Here is a 17,571-nt window from a genome sequence, read left to right as displayed (position 1 = left end):
CGAGGAGCCAGCCGTGTCTGAAGTCGATTACTGCGTGGTCGGAGCGGGATTTGCGGGCCTGGCGGCCGCCCTGCGGCTCAAACAGGCCGGCCATTCGGTGGCCTTGCTGGAGGCGCGCGACAGGGTCGGCGGCCGCACCTTCACCGAGTACCGTGCCGACGGCACGTGGATCGACCGCGGCGGCGCGTGGATCGGACCGGGCCAGGACCGGATCTATGCGCTGATGGACGAGTTCGGCGTGCCCGAGTACAAGCAGCACAACGACGGCGACGCGATGATGATCGTCGACGGCAAGAAGCACCGCTACGGCGGCACCGTCCCCTGGACGATGAGCCCGTGGGCCGTCGCGAACCTCGGCGTCGGTTTGTTGTCGATCGAGAAGATGTCCAAAACGCTTCCGCGGGAAGCCCCCTGGGACGCCAAGCAGGCTGACGAGTGGGACCGCATCAGCATCGGGGAATGGATCGAACAGAACACCATGTCCAAGCAGGCCCGCGAGATGCTGGACATGGCCTTTGCCGGCCTGTACACCTCGGCGCCGTCGGAGACGTCGTTGCTGTGGGGGCTGTTGCAGACGGCGTCGGCGGGCGGATTGACGTTCGCGATCTCGGGCAAGGGCGGCTCCCAGGACGCCCGCCCGGTCGGCGGAATGGGCGCCATCTACGGTCCCATCGCGGCCGAATTGGGCGAAGCGCTGCACCTTTCGCAACCCGTCCGCCAAATCGCCCAGGATGCCGACGGCGTGACGGTGACAGCGGCCGACCTGACCGTCCGCGCCCGGCGCGTCATCGTGGCGATACCGCTGGCCATCGCGCCCTCGATCGTCTACGACCCGATGCTGCCGGTGGACCGGGCGATGCTGCACCAGCGCATGCCGAGCGGCGCGGTCATCAAGACGTCGGTCATCTACGACGAGCCGTTCTGGCGCGCCGACGGGCTGTGCGGTCAGTCGGCCGCGCCGGGATCCCCGGCGACCCTGACGATCGACGCGTGCACCGACACCGGCGACCCCGGGGTCATGTGCGTCATCACCGAAGGGCCCGCGGCGCGGCGGCTGACGAAGCTCAACGAGGCCGAGCGGAGGGCGGCGCTCATCGGCGAGTTGGTCGACAGGTTCGGCGAGAAGGCGAGGACGCCGCACGAGTACCACGAGCAGAACTGGACCATCGAGCGCTACTCCGGCGGCGGCATGATCGGCCACGCCCCGACCGGCGTGCTCACCGAATTCGGCTATACCCTGCGCGAGCCATGCGGCCGCATCCACTGGGCCGGAACCGAGAGCTCGGCCATCATGTGCGGCTGGATCGACGGCGCGATCCGCTCCGGTGAGCGTGCGGCCGCCGAGGTCCGGGAAGCCGAGACCGCCGCGGTCGCCTAGGACCTGGCGGAAACGCATGTGCCACTTCCCTTTCAGCGGCACCAAGCTAACTTCGCCGGCCAGCCGGGAATCAGACAGGGATTAGCTCGGACAACGAGTTGGATGTAACGTCGAAATTGCCGGCAGCCCGACATCACCGTCGTGAAGGAGACGCCTTGGGGCTCTTCAGGAGTAGGGCTCGCTCTGCGAGAGCACACAGTGAAGACAAGGTCTACTACTCCACCGCTTTCGGCAACACTCGCGAGGCAGGGCGTTAATTTGCGGCCCGATTCGGCGGCGGGCGAGATCGCGTCAGACTGGTTGGCGTTGATCGGAATGTGTGACGTCGTTTGTTTGTGGATTCTGGCGTCAGCGCCATGATTGGCCGGTGCCATCTGTTGGCGAATGTTGACGTCACTTGGTGTCGCTTTGATCACGGCAGTTCGCGGTCGGACATGCCGCTGCGGGCGTCTCGGCGGATCGCAGCGAATAACTCCACTCTGGAGGGCCGCGATCCTGCCAACGACGGATTACTTGCCGGGTGTGGCGAAGACAAACAACGCCATGAAGGCGAGGTTGATGAAGAAGACGGCTTCGACGAGGCCCACGGTGATGAGGAAGGGCGCGAACATGCGTTGTTGGGCCTCGGGTTGGCGGGCCACGCCGGCGACTAGTTGGGCGCCGGCCATGCCGTCACCGATGCCGGCGCCGATCGCGCCACCGGCCATCATCACGCCGCCACCGGCGAGGGCTCCTGCGGTGATGACTGCGTGGACGAGTTCGGGGTCTGCGGCCATTGGTTACTCCTCTAAGCGGCTTGTTGGATCAGGCAGTTGACGGACGAAACGACTTGCGAAGCGCCGTCTTCGGCGCCTATGAGACCGCTGATATGGCGGGCGTTATCTCGCAGGTTGTGATCGTTGACGGCGACGCGCATGGCCTCGGCAAGGCGTTCAGAGGTGAGTTTGCGTTGGTTGATAGTCGCCGCGCAGATTCCGAGTTCGGTGATGCGCCGGGCCCAGAACGGGCCGTCACCGTAGCCGGGTAAGGCGATGGTGGGCACTCCGGTGCGAATACCTGCCGCAGTGGTTCCCGCGCCGCAGTGGTGCGCCACGGCTGCGACCCGAGGAAATAGCCAGTCGTGTGGGGCTTCGCCGATGGTCAACATGTGGTCATCGGCGACATGCAGATTGGTCCAGCCGGCTTGCACGATGACCCGAACATCGGCCCGTTGGGCGGCGCAGCGGATGGTCTCGGAAAGCTGCTGCGCCCGCGCCGGGGTGGTCATTATGCTGCCGAACCCGACGAACACCGGTGCCGGACCGGCAGCCAAGAAATCGGTGAGAACAGCAGATGGCTCCCAGACGCCGCTGCTCGCCGGCCACCAGTACCCAGTGACCTCTAGTCCTGGGCGCCAGTCCGTAGGGCGGGGCGCAACCAAGGGAGAATACCCATGCAGGACAGTCCATTGCGCAGCGGTGCGTTGTCGGCGCAGACGCCGGGCCGACGTGCGCGGCAGCCTGAGCTGGCGGCGGAATTCCGCGACCACGCCGCCGTAAACGCGGTCGAGCAGCCACGTGCTTGCGTTAGCGGCGGCACGATTTCCGAACGACCCGACCGACCAGGCACCCATAATCGACGGCGGGCACTGCGCTGTCGCTGATAACGGCTGCAACCGGACTCCAAGAGAGGGAATAGCTTTGGCTTCGGCCAGCGGGTGTCCGACCATTTCGGCGAACGGCGAGAGCAACAGGATGTCTGCGGGTTCATCGGCGAGCGCAGTGAGGATGTCGTTGCCCAGGGCGCGCATGCCCTTGGGTGAGGCGAATGCTGCCAAGCCTTGCGCCGGTGATACCTCGGCGCCATCGGCGCCAAGCTGCAGATCAGCTGGGAGATTGCGAAACCCCAAACCGCAGCCGGAAATCATGTTCCCGAAGGGCGTGTAGGCGGCTATGGCGACCTCGTGTCCGCTCTGCTGCAGCGCCACGCCCACCCCGGTTAGAGGAGCGACATCGCCGCGGCTACCAACCGCGATGATGACCACCCGGCTCATCGGTTCACCGCCACGACACGACCGAAGATGGCGACCAGGTCCTCACCGTAAGCACGAGCGTCAAAGCCGGGTTCGCTCAGAATCTTTTCCACCGCGGCATAGACCGAGCCGCGGAGGGCGACTGCCGTCGACGCGACCGGAAAATCGCCGAATTCCTGATCCTGTCGCCCCGCAGTCAGGATCGCCGTCGGATCCAAGACGGCCAGGTCCTGTTTCAGTTCAGGTGTCAGTCCGAGCTCCTCAAAACGGCGCCCGTCTGCCAGCTGGTAGGTCGTAGCGAGCTGCGTGAGGGCCGCCAGGTGCGAACGGTGGACGTCGAAGTACCCGACGCTGCTCCTGATGTAGGCGGCCAGCTTGTTGGCCGCGGTTGACTCCGCATCGACGGCGGGTACGACGACCGACAGTGCCGTGCGGTACATCTCCTCGACGATCGCCTCGACCAAATTGTCCTTGGTGCCGAAGTGATACAGCACCGCACTCATCGCGACCCCGACCCGATCGGCGATCTTGCGGATCGAGGTCTGGGCCCATCCGATCTCGGCGATCACCTCGATCGCGGCGGCCACAATCTGCGCCCGTCGCGCCGACTGGGTGAAGGTCGGCGGCTTCTTCAGATCTGATCGCATACTCTGATATTAGATCAGTTGATCAGTTGACGAAAGCGCGCGCGTTAGGCGGTGCTTCGGCCTGTACTGCGTGCCACCGAGCGGTGGCACTGACCGGGCCACCGCTCGCGGAAGCCGCGAAGCCGACACTCGCAAACACTCGACTGCGAAAGCGGACGCCGCCGCCAGGATTCACGAACAAACGACGCCGAGATCGGCACACACGGCCAACTGGTCGACAACGAGGCGCTGCGACCCGAACAGGGCACGACGGGGGATCGTCGTCAACCCAGCAGCCCCGTACATTTGGATTGCGTTGACCGAGTTCCTCGGCCGACGGGCAAGCCGAGGAGAGGCCGAGTGCGGGTTAAGGCAATCGATGCAGTGGCCGTCGTGGCGGCCATCGCGTCAGCCGCACTGACCCTCTCGCCGTGGGTCGATACGAGCAAATTGGGCTTGCCCATTCGTTGGAACGGCCTGGGCATCTACATCGGCGAGTATGGCCAACACTACGGCGGGCTGTTCGCCGGCCTGGTCAGCGGCGTGCCGGGCTGGGTCGTGGTGATCGCCTCGATCGCCGCCGCCGGTGCGCTGCTTGGAGCGAGCCGAGTGCGGCTGCTCGGGCTCGTCGCGTGCGGATCCGCCGTCGTCGCATTCGTCAGCGCTGTCTTGTGTTTGGCGTATCCGGCGATGTTGGCCGGCGATGCCAAACGCGAATTGGGCATAGCACTGATCCCCGACCGGGAGGTGCTCAACTCGCGTGCTCTGATCGCCGAAGCCGCGGCCACCGGTGTGCTCGTGGTGTGCGCCGTGCTCTCGGTCGTCAAGACGAGAAACGCTTTCAGCAAACCTGATCAGCTCGAGCGCTCGACTGCTTGCCCGCCCCTGCGGGCGTTGAACGGCACCGCGCGCCGCCTCAGCTACCCCGCGTTCGGTGGTGAGCTTGAGTCGCAGCCTAAAAGGTCCAGCTACCCAGCGACGAGAGGACGAATCCGTGCCGGGTGGATGGGTCGTCTTGTTGGCAGGCTGTCGTGATAGGATCCACTCCGCAGGTGAAGCCGGCGTAGCTCAGCTTGTCCTGTGGCGCCAACGGTTTGTAGTCCTTGGGGTCGATGTTTCCTGCGGGGCCCTCGGCGGGGCCGAAGTCGTATGTCTCCATGGTGGACAGGTCTACGTCGGAGAATGCAGCGGCCATCGTCTGTTTCGATTGCGTGACGAGCCCGACATGATTTCTTGTGGTCCCGGGAAGCACGCCCCAGCAATCCATCATTTGCCGTGACGCCTTGAAGTTCGTGCTCATGCGGCACCGATAGCCGCCCGGGGTGGCGAATTGCACGCCTTGAATTCCGTAGGTCGCGTACGTTCGGTACTCGTCCCCGTTGACGGCGTGGTACCCGCTCAAATCCGGGAATTCACGAGGATCGGCCGTCGCGGGCGGCGCAAGTGCCGGCGCGGCGAGGAGACAAATCGCCACGGATGACGAGGCTGCGACGGCACCCAGCGCACGGACAACCGCCTCAGCCCGACCTATGCGGCGCATCACCGACTCCGCGATAACGGCGGACGGCCCCTGGCTAACCGGCCTGCTTCGCCGGCGGCCGGTAGAAGATCACCAGCTGACCGATCGCACCGGCGAGGCCGAGCACCAACGAGATGAGCAGGCCACGCCAGCCGTCCATCCAGTTGTGCCCGAACACGACGTAGTCCAGGCTGAACCTGCCGGCGCCCAGGGTGGCCACGGCGATGGCGCTGACCGCCAGGACCAGGTTGTATTCCCAGCCCTCCTTGACGATGAAAAATCCGTTGGCCCGGTGCACCGTCCACGCTGCCACCAGCATCAACGACACGAAGCCCGCCGCCGGGATCGGTGTCAGCAGCCCGGCGGCCAGGCCCAGCCCGGCGGCCATCTCCGTCGTGGCCGCCACGGTGGCGTGGAACTTGCCCGGCTTCATGCCGATGCTCTCGAACCACCGCGCGGTGCCCGGGATTCGGCCACCACCGAAGAACTTGTTGTAACCGTGCGCGGCCAACGTCACGCCCAGTACCAGCCGTAGGATGAGTAACCCGACATCGTAGGGAGTCATACCTGCAAACCTAGATCATGGGGCGGATCGGATGACAGGACCGCCGAGCAGCTAACTCCGTCGACCCATGTGGGAACATTGCGGACGTTCCCACGTTGGCCTCTCGACAGCTGATCACCAGGGGGTGCACCACGGCTCGTATCGCACGCGGTGCCCGCCGTGACGCGTCTGGGACCGCTTTGGACGGGCAATCCGTGGTGTTGCTGGACGGCACAGCGAGTCACCCGCGGGAGCTGTTGGGCAACAAGGGCCACGGCATCGAGGTGATGCGCCGGCATGGTCTGCCGGTGCCGCCCGCCTTTTGCATCACCACGGAGGTGGGCCTGCGGTACCTCGCCGACCCCCGGGCCGCGATGGACGCCATTTGGGACGACGTGCTCGACCGGATGAGTTGGCTGGAAGCGCAGACCTCACGCAAGTTCGGGCGGGCCCCGCATCCCCTGCTGGTCAGCGTGCGCTCCGGGGCCACCCAGTCGATGCCGGGCATGATGGACACCATCCTTGACCTCGGCATCAACGATCAGGCCGAGCAGGCGCTAGCCGCCGGCTCCCCGGCGTTCGCCCGCGACACCCGCCGGCGGTTCGACCGGATGTATCGGCGCATCGTCGGCGTAGCCGAGCACGAGTCGGTGCCCGCCGACCCCTACGCGCAGCTGCGCGCAGGAATCGAGGCGGTGTTCGCCTCGTGGAACTCACCCCGCGCGGTCGCCTACCGCGCCCATTCCGGTATCGACGACCAGAGCGGCACGGCCGTCGTCGTGCAAGCGATGGTATTCGGCAATCACGGCCCCAATTCAGGTTCGGGAGTGCTGATTTCACGCAACCCGATCACCGGGGACAACGAGCCGTTGGGCGAATGGCTACCCGGAGGCCAGGGCGATGATGTGGTGTCCGGATCGGTCGAGGTCGGACCAGTCAGCGCCCTTCGCGACGAGCAGCCGGCTGTCTACGACGAGTTGATGGACTCCGCACGAAGATTGGAGCGGCTCGAGTCCGACATCCAGGAGATCGAATTCACCGTCGAAGACGGCAAGCTGTGGCTGCTCCAAACTCGGGCCGCGGAACGTTCGGCGCAGGCCGCAGTGCGCCTAGCGCTACAACTGCGGCACGAGGGGCTGATCGACGACGCCGAGACGCTGCGGCGCGTGACGCCGACGCACGTGCAGACCCTGCTGATGCCGGCGCTGCAACCGGAAACGCGCTTGGCGGCCAAGGTTTTGGCCAGGGGGTTGCCGGCCTGCCCGGGCGTGGCGTCGGGCAAGGCCTATACCGACGTCGACGCGGCGCTCGATGCCGCCGAACGTGGCGAGTCGGTGATCCTGGTGCGCGACCACACCAGGCCCGAAGACGTTTCGGGCATGCTGGCCGCGCAGGGTATCGTCACCGAGATCGGCGGCGCCGCCAGCCACGCGGCGGTGGTCAGCCGGGAACTCGGGCGGGTGGCGGTGGTGGGTTGCGGCCCCGGGGTGGCCGCCGCGTTGGCCGGTAGATCGATCACCGTCGACGGCGCGAAAGGCGAAGTGCGCGAGGGTAACCTAAGCCTGTCCGCGTGGTCGGAGAACGACACACCCGAATTGCGCGAGCTCGCCGACATCGCTCGTCGGATCAGCCCGCTGCGCGCCCACACCGCTGGCGAGCACGTGCGGCTGGATGACAACACCGAGGCCGCGGTGGCCGCGGCGCTGAAGACCGGGCATACCGACGTCGTCTCGGCCACCCCGCTGGTCGTCATGCTGACCGCGCTGCGCCTGGCCGACTCATGAGCGAATTGGCAGTGCTGCAGGCGGTTCGGCTGAAAGGGCGAGTGCGTCCCGCCGACCTGGCCGCCACCTTGGACACCGACCTTGCCGACGTCACGACGATCGTCGAACGGCTGACCGCGGCGGGCCTGCTCGCCGACGGTGCGACGGTGCGAATCACGCCCGGAGGGCGCGACAGGCTCGCGGCGCTGCTCGACGAGGAGCGCAGGGGCGTCGACCGTGCGGCGATCGCGGCCGCCTATGACGACTTTCGGTCCGTCAACGCCGACTTCAAAGCCCTGCTGACCGATTGGCAGCTCAAGGGCGGCCCCCGCGGCACTCCCAACGCCCACGACGACGCGGCGTACGATGCCGCGGTGCTGGCGCGGCTCGATGACGTGCACGCGCGCGTGCTACCGATCATCGACTCAGTCGGCGCACAGCTGCCACGATTGAACTCTTACGCGTCGAAATTGATTGCGGCACTGAATAAAGTGCGTGACGGGGACACCGCTTGGCTGACCAGGCCGCTCATCGACTCCTACCACACCGTGTGGTTCGAGCTGCACGAGGAGCTGATTTCCGCCGTCGGCCTGACGCGCGAGGAAGCGGCCCGATCCGGCGACGCGCAGTAGCTACAGCGCCGCGTCGAGCAACTCCAGATACGCGTCGATGTCGGGAACGGCCGTCTCGGCCGCGTGCACGCTGATCGCGATGGTGTCGCCGATGCCGTGCACCCCGTGCGTCAGCCCCATCGCCGGTGACAGCGCCGGGTAGCCCGCCGTCAACACCACCCGGGCGCCGCCGAAGGTCAAGTCGGCCGCCCCGCGGTTGACGCTGGACACGACGGTGTTGCCGGACACCTGCGTCGGACGGATGTCAGGGTCGAATTGTGCTATGCCCCAACGTAATAGCGGCGCGGGAACCGCGGCGAAAGCCCGGTCGGCGGAGCGGGTCGCCGGATGCGCGAAGCGGCGCCGGCCATCGGCCAGCTCCGTCGCGATCCGTTCGGCGCGGGCCTGCAGCGCCAGCCTCGGGTGCAGGCCCACCACGACATTGCCGAAGTGATTGTGCGCGTGCGCCACACCGGGTTTGGCCATCGGAACTTCGGCGCCCAGCGTATCGGCGGCATGGCCCACGAGGTCGGACAGCGCCGTGGAGATCGCCGACAGCGCGCCCACGGTGACGGTGGGGCCGCGCAACTGCTTGCGGTGCCGCACCAGCGTGCGCACCGAGCGGACCGTGCCTGGGCGCGCGTTCGTCGGCAGCAGGGGCCGCGGACCGGGCCGGGGGGACAGCAGCCCGGCGCGGGTCTCGGTTACCAGCCGGCGGTGGGCCCACGCCGCCTGGGCGGCCCGCCAGGGCAGGAACCCGGCCCGCAGGCGTTGCAGTGGGGGCAGCGGATCCGGCCGGCCGAACAGCCAGCCCGCCATGGCCGCTGCTCGCGCCCCGTCGGCCAGCGCGTGCGCGACCTGCAACACCGCCACGGAGCCGGACCCGGCCACGCCCGGGAGGCCCAGCACCGGCGTAAAGACGTGCAACCGCCAGGGCATCCGGCGGACGTCCAGTTGGTCACCGGCCAGGGCGACGACGGCCGCCAGGCAGCCGGCCCACGTCTGGTCGTCGAGGTCATGGCGGACCACCCAGTCGGGCGTGACGGCCGCCGGCACCCACCGTGGGTAGGTCAGCGGACTGCCGTCTCGGACCCGCACCGTCAGCGCCGGCTCGGCGCCTGCCCTCCTGCGGAGCTGCTCGACCGCCGCCGGGTAGTCCGCGGGCTCGCCGTCGAACGCGTAGAGCAGGAACTCGTCACTGGGGATCTTGGCCGACATCCAATAGAACTGCGCATCGACGGCGGCCATCCGCTGCGCGGCCATTTAGCCGGCTGCGCCGATGAACCCGAGCACCAGGTCGGCGACCTTGTCCGGCTGTTCGAGCTGTAGGAAGTGCCCCGCGTGTTCGACGATGGCCACCTCGCTGCCCGGCGGCAACGCCTTCTCCGCCCAGGGGACGAAAGCCGGTGTCATGCAGCCGTCGTCGCGGCCGTGCAGGTACAGGCACGGCCACACGGGCTCCTCGGTCCACAGCTCGTTCAGCTCGGCATACCGCGCGGGTGGCCGGGTGTTGCGGATCGTGGCGCGGTACGGTCCAAGCGCCGCGCGCCAGCTCTCCGGCGTCCCGATTGCCGCGTCGACGTGGCGCAGATCCTCGTCGGCGCGATATCCCGGCGACCATCGACGCCACAGCAGGGGCAGCACCCACGACTCGGAACGCTCTGGCAGCCAAGGTAATTGGAAGTACATGATGTACCAGCTGCGCAACAACTGCCGCGCCAGGTGTGCGATCAGCCGGGCGCGCTCGCCGGCGCCGGCCCGTCGACGGAAGGCCGCCGAGGGTGGCACGGACATGATCACCGCCTTGGTGAACGGGCTGTCGGGCATGGCGGCCAGACCGGTGGTGGCGATCGCGCCCCAGTCGTGGCCGATCACCACGTCAGCGTCGGTGCCCCCCGCGGCCGAACGGACCCGCAGGGCGTCGTCCATCATCGCGCCGACGTGATAGCTGCCGTCGGCCGGAATCGAGGACGGCGCGTACCCGCGCATGAACGGCGCCACCACCCGCCAGCCCGCCTCCACGAGCCGGGGAGCGATTTTGCGAAATCCGTAGGGTGTGTCGGGGAAGCCGTGCAGGCACACCGCGAGGGGGGCGTCGTGGTGCCCCCAAGTGAGTGCCTTCAGGTTCCCTGCAGGGCTCGGCACGTCGATCCAGCCCGGTTCACCCATGTTCACTCCCTGCTCGGCGCGTCCGCACGGACCAACCTAACGCGTGCGGGTCCACGACGCACCGACCGCATGCCCCAAGCGGTCAAATCGCAGCTGTGACAGGGAGTTTCGCTATACCTGTGCGGCGGCTCGGTCCAAATCGGCGATGATGATCTTGCGCATGCCGTACATCGCTTGCGTGGCCGCCGCCGCGCGCGCCCGGTCGGGATCACCGATCAACTCATATAGCCGGTCCGGGACGATCTGCCAGCTCAGGCCGAAGCGGTCTTTGCACCAGCCGCATTGCGATTCCTCGCCGCCGTCGGTCAGCCGTTGCCAGTAGTAGTCGACCTCGTCCTGATCCTTGCAGTGGATCGTGAAGGACACGGCCTCGCTGAACTGGAAGTGCGGGCCGCCGTTGATGCCGATGAACCGGGTGCCGTCCAGCACGAAGCTGCCGGACAGGACGGTGCCCGGTTCGCCGGGTCCGGCCTCGGTGGTTCGGTTGAAGCCCTCGATGTGGGAGTTCGGGAAGACCGAGGTGTAGAACCTGGCTGCCTCCTCCAAGTCGTGGTCGAACCACAACGACGGGGTGATCGATGGCATGGGCAACGTCCTCCTTGCTGGCTCGTGGGTGTCGTCCTGATAGACCCCGGCCGGGGCGAAAACTCATCGCGTCGTCGCCCCGGCGAACGGTGCATATACGCGCTATGTAACGTCAGGTCACATGAGCACCGTCAGCAGCACCCCCGAGACGGTCGAGTTTTCCGGTGTCGGCGGGATCACCCTGGTCGCCGACGAATGGAATCACGGGACGGGCGGCGCCGGCCGGCCCAGCGTGCTGATGCTGCACGGCGGCGGGCAGAACCGGCATTCGTGGAAAAACACCGGTCAAATCCTGGCGGACGAGGGCCTGCACGTCGTGGCGCTTGACACCCGCGGACACGGTGACAGCGATCGCGCGCCCGACGCCGACTACGACGTCGACACCCTGACCGCCGACGTCCTGCGGGTGATCGAGGCGATCGGCAGGCCGGTGATGATCATCGGGGCGAGCATGGGCGGGCTGACCGGCATCCTCGCCGCCCATCGGGCCGGACCGGCGCAGGTGACGCGACTGGTCCTCGTCGACGTGGTGCCGCGATTCGAGAAGGGCGGCAGCGCCCGCATCCGCGATTTCATGATCAGCGGCCTCGACGGTTTCGACTCGCTGGAGGAGGCCGCCGACGCTGTCGCCGCCTACCTGCCGTATCGAGACAAGCCGCGCAGCCCCGAGGGGTTGAAGAAGAACCTGCGCCTCCGCGACGGCCGCTGGTACTGGCACTGGGATCCGGCATTCATGACCAAGCCGGGCGACGATCCCGAGTTGCGCACGGAGAAGTTCGAGCAGGCCGCGAAGAGCCTGTCGATTCCGGTTCTGCTGATTCGCGGGAAGCTGTCCGACGTCGTGAGCCCCGAGGGCGTTCGGCACTTTCTGGCCACGGTGCCCCGGGCGGAATTCGTCGAGCTGCCCAAAGCCGGGCACACCGCGGCCGGTGACGACAACGACGCGTTCAGCGACGCGGTGGTCAAGTTCGTCAAGCGCCACTGAGCCCGACGGTGGCGACCCGCATCGCCCGGCTACGCCGCCCTCGCGATCGCCACGGCCCGACGGTGGCGACCCGCATCGCCCGGCTACGCCGCCCTCGCGATCGCCACGGCCCGATGGTGGCGACCCGCATCGCCCGGCTCCGCCGCCCTCGCGATCGCCACGGCCCGACGGTGGCGACCCGACCCTAGTGTCGTGAGTCGTAGGTTTACCGCCAGCAGAGGACGGCCGACTCGACCTCCGATGCGCACCGAGTGTGGCGGTTATACACGGATTTCAGCGAATTTTGGTGCAGATCCCCCACGGTCGGCGAACGGATTCACTGCAACTGCAAGCGGATTAATGACTCGCGACGCTAGTTGGCCGGCTTCTCGGCATGCCCCCCGAATTGCTTGCGCATCGCCGACAACGCCTTGTTGGCGAAGTCATCGAGTGACCGCGAGGCGAAGCGGGACTGCAGCGCGGTCGTCAACACCGGCGAAGGGACCCCCTCGTCGATCGCCGCGATGGCGGTCCACCGACCCTCCCCGGAGTCGGACACCCGCCCGGAGAACTCCTTGAGGTCGGGCGAATCGTGCAGCGCGATCGCCGTCAGGTCGAGCAGCCAGGAACCGATCACGCTGCCCCTGCGCCACACCTCGGCGACCTCGGGGATGTCGAAGTCGTATTGGTAGAACTCAGGATTCGACAGCGGCGCGGTTTCGGCGTCACCCTCCTGCACGTGCTTGCCGACGTCGGCGTTGCGCAGGATGTTGAGCCCCTCGGCCAGCGACGCCATCATGCCGTACTCGATGCCGTTGTGCACCATCTTGACGAAGTGCCCGGCGCCGGACGGCCCGCAGTGCAGGTAGCCCTTTTCCGATCGGGCGACCTCGCCGTCCCGGCCCGGCGTACGCGGCGCCGCGTCCACCCCGGGAGCGACGCTGGCGAAGATGGGCTCGGCGTGCAGGAAAGCGTCGTCGTCGCCGCCGATCATCAGGCAATAGCCACGCTCCCGGCCCCACACACCACCGCTGGTGCCGCAGTCGAGCAGGTGAATTCCCTTCTCCGACAGGGTCTTTGCGTGGCTGATGTCGTCGCGGTAGTACGAGTTGCCGCCGTCGATGACGATGTCTCCGGAGTCCAGCGTCTTGGCCAGCTCCTCGATGACGCCCGTCGTGATGGTCCCGGCCGGCACCATCACCCAGACCACCCGCGGCGCGGTCAGCTTCTCGGCGAGCTCCCGCAGCGACGACACACCGGTGGTCCGCTCCTCCCCCGCCATCGCCTTGACCGCGTCAGGGTTGTGGTCGTAGACGACGCATTCGTGTCCGTCCTTGGCGACGCGGCGGACGATGTTGGCGCCCATCCGGCCGAGTCCGATCATCCCGAGCTGCATCTCTTCCGGTTCTCCTTACTGTGACGACGTGCGCTTGGGCAGCCACGGCTCTTGCCAGCTGCGATGACCGTGGAGCAGCGACTGCGCGGCCTGGGGCCCCCACGACCCCTGGTCGTAGTGGTGGATGCGGCTCGGCCTGTCCAGCACGGGCTGCACGATCCGCCACGTCTCCTCGATGGCGTCTTCCCGGGCGAACAGCTGCCGGTCCCCGGTGAGCGCGGCGTACAGGAGCCGTTCGTAGGGCCGCACGGCTTCCCCGAGGTCCTCGGCGAACGACGAGTCCAGGTGCACGTCGTGCCATCCCTCGCCGAGTTGGGCCGACAACTGCAACCGCATCCCGGGATCGGGATCGATGCGCAGCACGATCTGGTTGGGCTCGGGTGGCCGGCGGTTCGGCAGAAACGAAAATCCGGGAACGTGGTGCAGGAACATCCGCACCTCGGTCACCCTCTCCGGCAGCGCCTTTCCGGCGCGCAGGAAGATCGGCACACCGGCCCAGCGCCAGTTGTCGATCTCAGTCTGCAACGCGATGTAGGTCTCGGTTTGCGAATCCTTCGCGACCCCGTCGACGTCGGTGTAGCCGCGGTACTGGCCGCGCACGCACCGCTCGGGATTCAGCGCCGGCATCGCCCGGAACACCTCGGCCTTCTTGTCGTTCAGGTCGTCGGCGCTGGGACCGACCGGGGGCTCCATCGCAACCAACGCGAGCACCTGCAGCAGATGGTTTTGCACGACGTCGCGCAGGGTGCCCACCGCGTCGTAGAACTTGCCGCGGTCCTCGATGCCGAAATCCTCGGCCATGGTGATGTGGATTTCGGAGATGCTGTCGCGGTCCCACAGCTTGGCCAGGGCGTTGTTCGCGAAGCGCAGGTATTGCAGCTCTTCAACAGGCTGCTTGCCCAGGAAGTGGTCCACCCGCAGGATCTGGTCTTCGTCGAGCACCGCACGCAGCCGGGCGTTCAGGTCGCGCGCCGAGGCCAGGTCATGGCCGAACGGCTTCTCCACCGCGACCCGACTGCACTCCAGCAGGTCGGCCTTGGCGAGGTTCTCGACGATCGGGGCGAACAGCGACGGCGGCATTTCCAGGTAGTACAGCGGCCGGCAGTCTTCGCCGATCTCCTTGGCGAGCCGGCCGTACAGCTCTGCGTCGGTGACGTCGCCGTGCAGATAGGACAGCCGGCCGGCGAGCCGGTCGAAGACGGCGTCGTCGACCTCCCCGCCGGAGGCCTTGATGGCCTCGCGGGCGCGCTCGACGAGCTTCTCGAGCGGCATGTCGTCACTGGCCACGCCGATGATCGGGACGTCGAGCAATTTGCGCGCCTCGAGGCGGTACAAGGCGCGGTAGGTCATCTTGCGCGCCAGATCGCCGGTGATGCCAAAGATCACCAGCTTGTTCGAGAAGTTGTCCCCGCCGACAGCCAAGCCCGCACCTCCGAAGTCGTTGGCTCTTTGAAGACTCACTACCCGCGGCGGTCGGACCTAACACTAGACACCGCACACAGGCCCGACAACCGCAAGCCATCGCGGCCTTGGCAGGATGCTTGCGTGGGTGATGCGCTGCATATCACGGTGTACGTCTTGGCCGGTGTCGCCGTGATCGAAGCCGTGGCGCTCGCCGTGCTTTCGCGGTTGCTGGTGCGCAGCCGGCAGGAGATCGACGAATTGCGGCAGCGGACCGACACGCGCAGCTGGCTCCTCTCGGGAGGGCGCGAGGCCCTCAAGACCGTCTGGAACACCGCCAACGTGGTCCGAAAAGAAGGCTTCGGGGCCGCGGTGCGCGGCTCGATCGAGGAGCTCGCCGATTGGGCGGAGGTGGAACGACCTGACCTGGCGAAGGTCACCCCGGACGGCCGGGTGGTGATCCTGTTCTCCGACATCGAGGAATCGACCGCGCTCAACGAGCGGATCGGTGACCGCGCCTGGGTCAAACTTATTGGCGCACATGACAAGCTGGTGTCAGACCTGGTTCGCCGGCGGTCCGGTCACGTGGTAAAGAGTCAGGGCGACGGCTTCATGATCGCCTTCTCCCGCGCCGACCAGGCGGTGCGGTGCGGCATCGACCTGCAACGCGCGCTGCGCAGGGACGCAAAACGTAAGCGGCACGAGGAGATTCGCGTTCGGATCGGTATCCACATGGGCCGGTCGGTGCGCCGGGGCGATGATCTGTTCGGCCGCAACGTCGCGATGGCGGCGCGGGTGGCGGCTCAGGCCGCCGGCGGCGAGATCTTGGTGAGTCAGCCTGTGCGGGACGCCCTTTCCGACTGCGACGATATCCGCTTCGACAAGGGCCGCGAGGTCGAGCTGAAAGGCTTCTCGGGAACCTATTCGTTGTTCGCCGTCGAGGCCCCGGCCGATCCCGACCTGGACTGAAAGCCCTCCGCGTCGTACTCGGCCAGCCGTTGATGTAGCCGCGACCGGACTTCGTCCGCGGTGTAGGCGCGTCGTTTGCGTTGGTCGCGCGCCACCAGCGCGCCCCCGGCGACGACACCGGCGACTCCGGCCAGCCCAACCCACTTCCACACTCTGCGCATGAACACAGCGTATTCGGCTGTGATTAACTTGTGTGCCCTTGCAACCGGACACAGGCATCGACACGCTCATGACGCTGACCCTCGATCAGGCCCTGAACGAGACTCGCACCGGCGATCTTTGGTTGTTTCGCGGCCGCTCGCGGCCCGACCGCGCGATTCAGACGCTGACGAACGCACCGGTGAATCACGTGGGCATGACGGTGGCCATCGACGACCTGCCGCCGCTGATCTGGCACGCCGAGTTGGGCGACAAGCTCGTCGACATGTGGACCGGCACCAACCACCGGGGCGTGCAGCTCAACGATCTGCGCCAGGCCGTCCTGCAGTGGACGCAGCGGTATCAGCAGCGATGTTGGCTGCGCCAGCTCACGCCCAACCCGACCCGCGACCAGGAGAACAAGCTGCTGCGGGTGATTGCGCGCATGGACGGCACCGCGTTTCCCACCACCGCGCGGCTGACCGGTCGCTGGTTTCGCGGCCGGCTCCCGACCATCAACGACTGGGTGCGCGGAATCCCGGTGGTGGACAGCAAGGTTCGCGAGCAGACCCGGCGTCGGCGGGAGGATCGCAAGATGAGCCTTTCCACGGCCTATTGCGCGGAGACGGTGGCGATCACCTACGAGGAAATGGGATTGCTCAACACCGACAAGGACGCGAACTGGTTCGACCCCGGCAAGTTCTGGAGCGGTGACACGCTTCCGCTGGCGCCGGGCTACCAACTGGGCGGCGAAATCACCGTGACGGTAGGCGAAGCCGGCTAGCCGACTGACATCTCGCCCAGTTCCGACCATCCCGTCGCATCGATCGTCTGGTTGATGATCTTCGGGGTGGACGTGAGGGCCTTCGGGAGCTCTTGCATCGCCCGTTTGAAGTGATCGCTATTGACGTGGACAGCGCCCGCCGCGTCGTCACGGAACGCCTCCACCAACACGTACTCCGCTGGGTTGTCCAGGCTGCGCGACCACTCGAACCATAGGTTGCCGTCCTCGGCGCGGGTGGCCGCGGTGAACGAGGCGACCAGATCAGTCCAGCGATCCGTCCACTCGGGCTTGGTCTCGAACTTGACGACGATGAAGATCACGGCCGGTATCCGCCTTACTCGCGGGGAGAAACTACGCCCGCCCGATACGGGGCGGGCAGCGCCAGCATATCCGCCCGTGTCACGGGACTGCCAGCAAAGTGTGCCCCGGCCCTCTTAATCGACAGGCGGGGCACACTTCACTTCGTTTTCCACAAATCCTGGGCAGCTCGACCCCGCCCGTCAAGTGGCCTAGGTCACAAACTCCACGAGTTCGGGCCTATTTCACTCTGGTAGGGCGCGGACATATGTACCACGGAAATAATCTGTGCGTCGAATCGAATCCTCCACGAATTCAATTCGTTAAGGATTCGCAATTCCGGGATCGCCGGGCGGGGCCGATTCCGGCGCCGGCGGGGCCGGCGGCGGAGCTGGGAGGGCCGCGTCGACCAATAC

At 67.0% G+C, this 17,571-nt stretch carries 19 protein-coding genes; 7 read left to right on the top strand and 12 right to left on the bottom strand.

Annotation, left to right across the window (positions count from 1 at the left end; all coding sequences use genetic code 11):
• Nucleotides 1–13 precede the first annotated feature (13 nt).
• Entirely contained in the window at nt 14–1,378 is a 1,365-nt protein-coding gene (locus tag BRW65_RS24895) for a flavin monoamine oxidase family protein (RefSeq protein ID WP_073879191.1), read from the top strand.
• A gap of 509 nt (nt 1,379–1,887) precedes the next feature.
• Here the strand turns inward: BRW65_RS24895 and BRW65_RS24890 are convergent.
• From BRW65_RS24890 to BRW65_RS24880, 3 genes are read right to left on the bottom strand one after another with little or no spacing between them, the layout of a single operon-like run.
• Nucleotides 1,888–2,154 (bottom strand): F0F1 ATP synthase subunit C, encoded by a 267-nt coding sequence (locus BRW65_RS24890; RefSeq protein WP_073879181.1) that lies wholly within the window; start codon nt 2,152–2,154, stop codon nt 1,888–1,890.
• A gap of 11 nt (nt 2,155–2,165) precedes the next feature.
• On the bottom strand, nt 2,166–3,410 hold the full coding sequence (locus BRW65_RS24885) for a glycosyltransferase (RefSeq protein WP_073879179.1): 1,245 nt from the start codon (nt 3,408–3,410) through the stop codon (nt 2,166–2,168).
• Nucleotides 3,407–4,036, bottom strand: a complete 630-nt coding sequence (locus BRW65_RS24880) for a TetR/AcrR family transcriptional regulator (RefSeq protein WP_073879177.1) — start codon at nt 4,034–4,036, stop codon at nt 3,407–3,409. The genes BRW65_RS24885 and BRW65_RS24880 overlap by 4 nt, the downstream gene beginning before the upstream one ends.
• Nucleotides 4,037–4,375: 339 nt before the next feature.
• Here BRW65_RS24880 and BRW65_RS24875 point away from each other — a divergent pair, with 339 nt between their 5' ends.
• Entirely contained in the window at nt 4,376–5,050 is a 675-nt protein-coding gene (locus BRW65_RS24875; RefSeq protein WP_244168201.1) for a hypothetical protein, read from the top strand.
• Here the strand turns inward: BRW65_RS24875 and BRW65_RS31460 are convergent.
• Together BRW65_RS31460 and BRW65_RS24870 are read right to left on the bottom strand one after the other, a co-directional pair.
• Nucleotides 4,971–5,489: a hypothetical protein gene (locus tag BRW65_RS31460; RefSeq protein WP_139273231.1), complete on the bottom strand. Its 519-nt coding sequence runs from the start codon at nt 5,487–5,489 to the stop codon at nt 4,971–4,973. The two genes, BRW65_RS24875 and BRW65_RS31460, sit on opposite strands and share 80 nt — an antisense overlap.
• A 100-nt stretch (nt 5,490–5,589) precedes the next feature.
• Nucleotides 5,590–6,099, bottom strand: coding sequence for a DoxX family protein (locus BRW65_RS24870; protein ID WP_073879175.1), 510 nt, complete (start codon nt 6,097–6,099; stop codon nt 5,590–5,592).
• 179 nt (nt 6,100–6,278) lie between these two features.
• On the opposite strand from BRW65_RS24870, the gene BRW65_RS24865 reads away from it, so the two are divergent.
• Together BRW65_RS24865 and BRW65_RS24860 are read left to right on the top strand one after the other, a co-directional pair.
• A complete protein-coding gene (locus tag BRW65_RS24865) occupies nt 6,279–7,862 on the top strand; it encodes a pyruvate, phosphate dikinase (protein ID WP_244168200.1) in 1,584 nt (527 codons plus the stop codon).
• Nucleotides 7,859–8,473, top strand: coding sequence for a winged helix DNA-binding protein (locus BRW65_RS24860; RefSeq protein WP_073879173.1), 615 nt, complete (start codon nt 7,859–7,861; stop codon nt 8,471–8,473). The genes BRW65_RS24865 and BRW65_RS24860 overlap by 4 nt, the downstream gene beginning before the upstream one ends.
• On the opposite strand, the gene BRW65_RS24855 is transcribed toward BRW65_RS24860, so the two are convergent.
• The 3 genes from BRW65_RS24855 to BRW65_RS24845 form a co-directional block, all read right to left on the bottom strand.
• Nucleotides 8,474–9,715 carry a WS/DGAT domain-containing protein gene (locus tag BRW65_RS24855; RefSeq protein ID WP_073879171.1) on the bottom strand — a complete coding sequence of 414 codons (1,242 nt, stop codon included), beginning with the start codon at nt 9,713–9,715 and terminating at the stop codon, nt 8,474–8,476.
• Nucleotides 9,716–10,621, bottom strand: coding sequence for an alpha/beta fold hydrolase (locus BRW65_RS24850; protein WP_073879264.1), 906 nt, complete (start codon nt 10,619–10,621; stop codon nt 9,716–9,718).
• A gap of 111 nt (nt 10,622–10,732) precedes the next feature.
• Nucleotides 10,733–11,206 carry a VOC family protein gene (locus BRW65_RS24845; RefSeq protein ID WP_073879169.1) on the bottom strand — a complete coding sequence of 158 codons (474 nt, stop codon included), beginning with the start codon at nt 11,204–11,206 and terminating at the stop codon, nt 10,733–10,735.
• Between the two features lie 121 nt (nt 11,207–11,327).
• Between BRW65_RS24845 and BRW65_RS24840 the strand changes: the two genes are divergently transcribed.
• The gene (locus tag BRW65_RS24840) at nt 11,328–12,191 is read left to right on the top strand and encodes an alpha/beta fold hydrolase (RefSeq protein ID WP_073879167.1); all 864 of its coding nucleotides are present in this window, start codon (nt 11,328–11,330) and stop codon (nt 12,189–12,191) included.
• Between the two features lie 352 nt (nt 12,192–12,543).
• On the opposite strand, the gene gnd is transcribed toward BRW65_RS24840, so the two are convergent.
• Both gnd and BRW65_RS24825 read right to left on the bottom strand, forming a co-directional pair.
• Nucleotides 12,544–13,566 carry a phosphogluconate dehydrogenase (NAD(+)-dependent, decarboxylating) gene (gene gnd, locus BRW65_RS24830; protein ID WP_073879164.1) on the bottom strand — a complete coding sequence of 341 codons (1,023 nt, stop codon included), beginning with the start codon at nt 13,564–13,566 and terminating at the stop codon, nt 12,544–12,546.
• Nucleotides 13,567–13,581: 15 nt separating this feature from the next.
• Nucleotides 13,582–14,988 carry a glucose-6-phosphate dehydrogenase gene (locus BRW65_RS24825; protein ID WP_073879163.1) on the bottom strand — a complete coding sequence of 469 codons (1,407 nt, stop codon included), beginning with the start codon at nt 14,986–14,988 and terminating at the stop codon, nt 13,582–13,584.
• Between the two features lie 123 nt (nt 14,989–15,111).
• Between BRW65_RS24825 and BRW65_RS24820 the strand changes: the two genes are divergently transcribed.
• Nucleotides 15,112–15,936, top strand: coding sequence for an adenylate/guanylate cyclase domain-containing protein (locus BRW65_RS24820; protein WP_073879162.1), 825 nt, complete (start codon nt 15,112–15,114; stop codon nt 15,934–15,936).
• On the opposite strand, the gene BRW65_RS24815 is transcribed toward BRW65_RS24820, so the two are convergent.
• Nucleotides 15,888–16,097 (bottom strand): hypothetical protein, encoded by a 210-nt coding sequence (locus tag BRW65_RS24815; RefSeq protein ID WP_073879262.1) that lies wholly within the window; start codon nt 16,095–16,097, stop codon nt 15,888–15,890. The two genes, BRW65_RS24820 and BRW65_RS24815, sit on opposite strands and share 49 nt — an antisense overlap.
• 68 nt (nt 16,098–16,165) lie before the next feature.
• Here BRW65_RS24815 and BRW65_RS24810 point away from each other — a divergent pair, with 68 nt between their 5' ends.
• Nucleotides 16,166–16,858 (top strand): guanylate cyclase, encoded by a 693-nt coding sequence (locus tag BRW65_RS24810; protein ID WP_073879161.1) that lies wholly within the window; start codon nt 16,166–16,168, stop codon nt 16,856–16,858.
• Here BRW65_RS24810 and BRW65_RS24805 read toward each other — a convergent pair.
• Nucleotides 16,855–17,178 carry a putative quinol monooxygenase gene (locus tag BRW65_RS24805; RefSeq protein ID WP_073879160.1) on the bottom strand — a complete coding sequence of 108 codons (324 nt, stop codon included), beginning with the start codon at nt 17,176–17,178 and terminating at the stop codon, nt 16,855–16,857. The genes BRW65_RS24810 and BRW65_RS24805 overlap by 4 nt on opposite strands.
• Between the last annotated feature and the right edge of the window lie 393 nt (nt 17,179–17,571).

The organism is Mycobacterium paraffinicum (genome assembly GCF_001907675.1).
GTDB classification, from domain to species: domain Bacteria; phylum Actinomycetota; class Actinomycetes; order Mycobacteriales; family Mycobacteriaceae; genus Mycobacterium; species Mycobacterium paraffinicum_A.
Note: the sequence above shows the minus strand (reverse complement) of the source record. Positions and strands in the feature narration are given on the sequence as shown.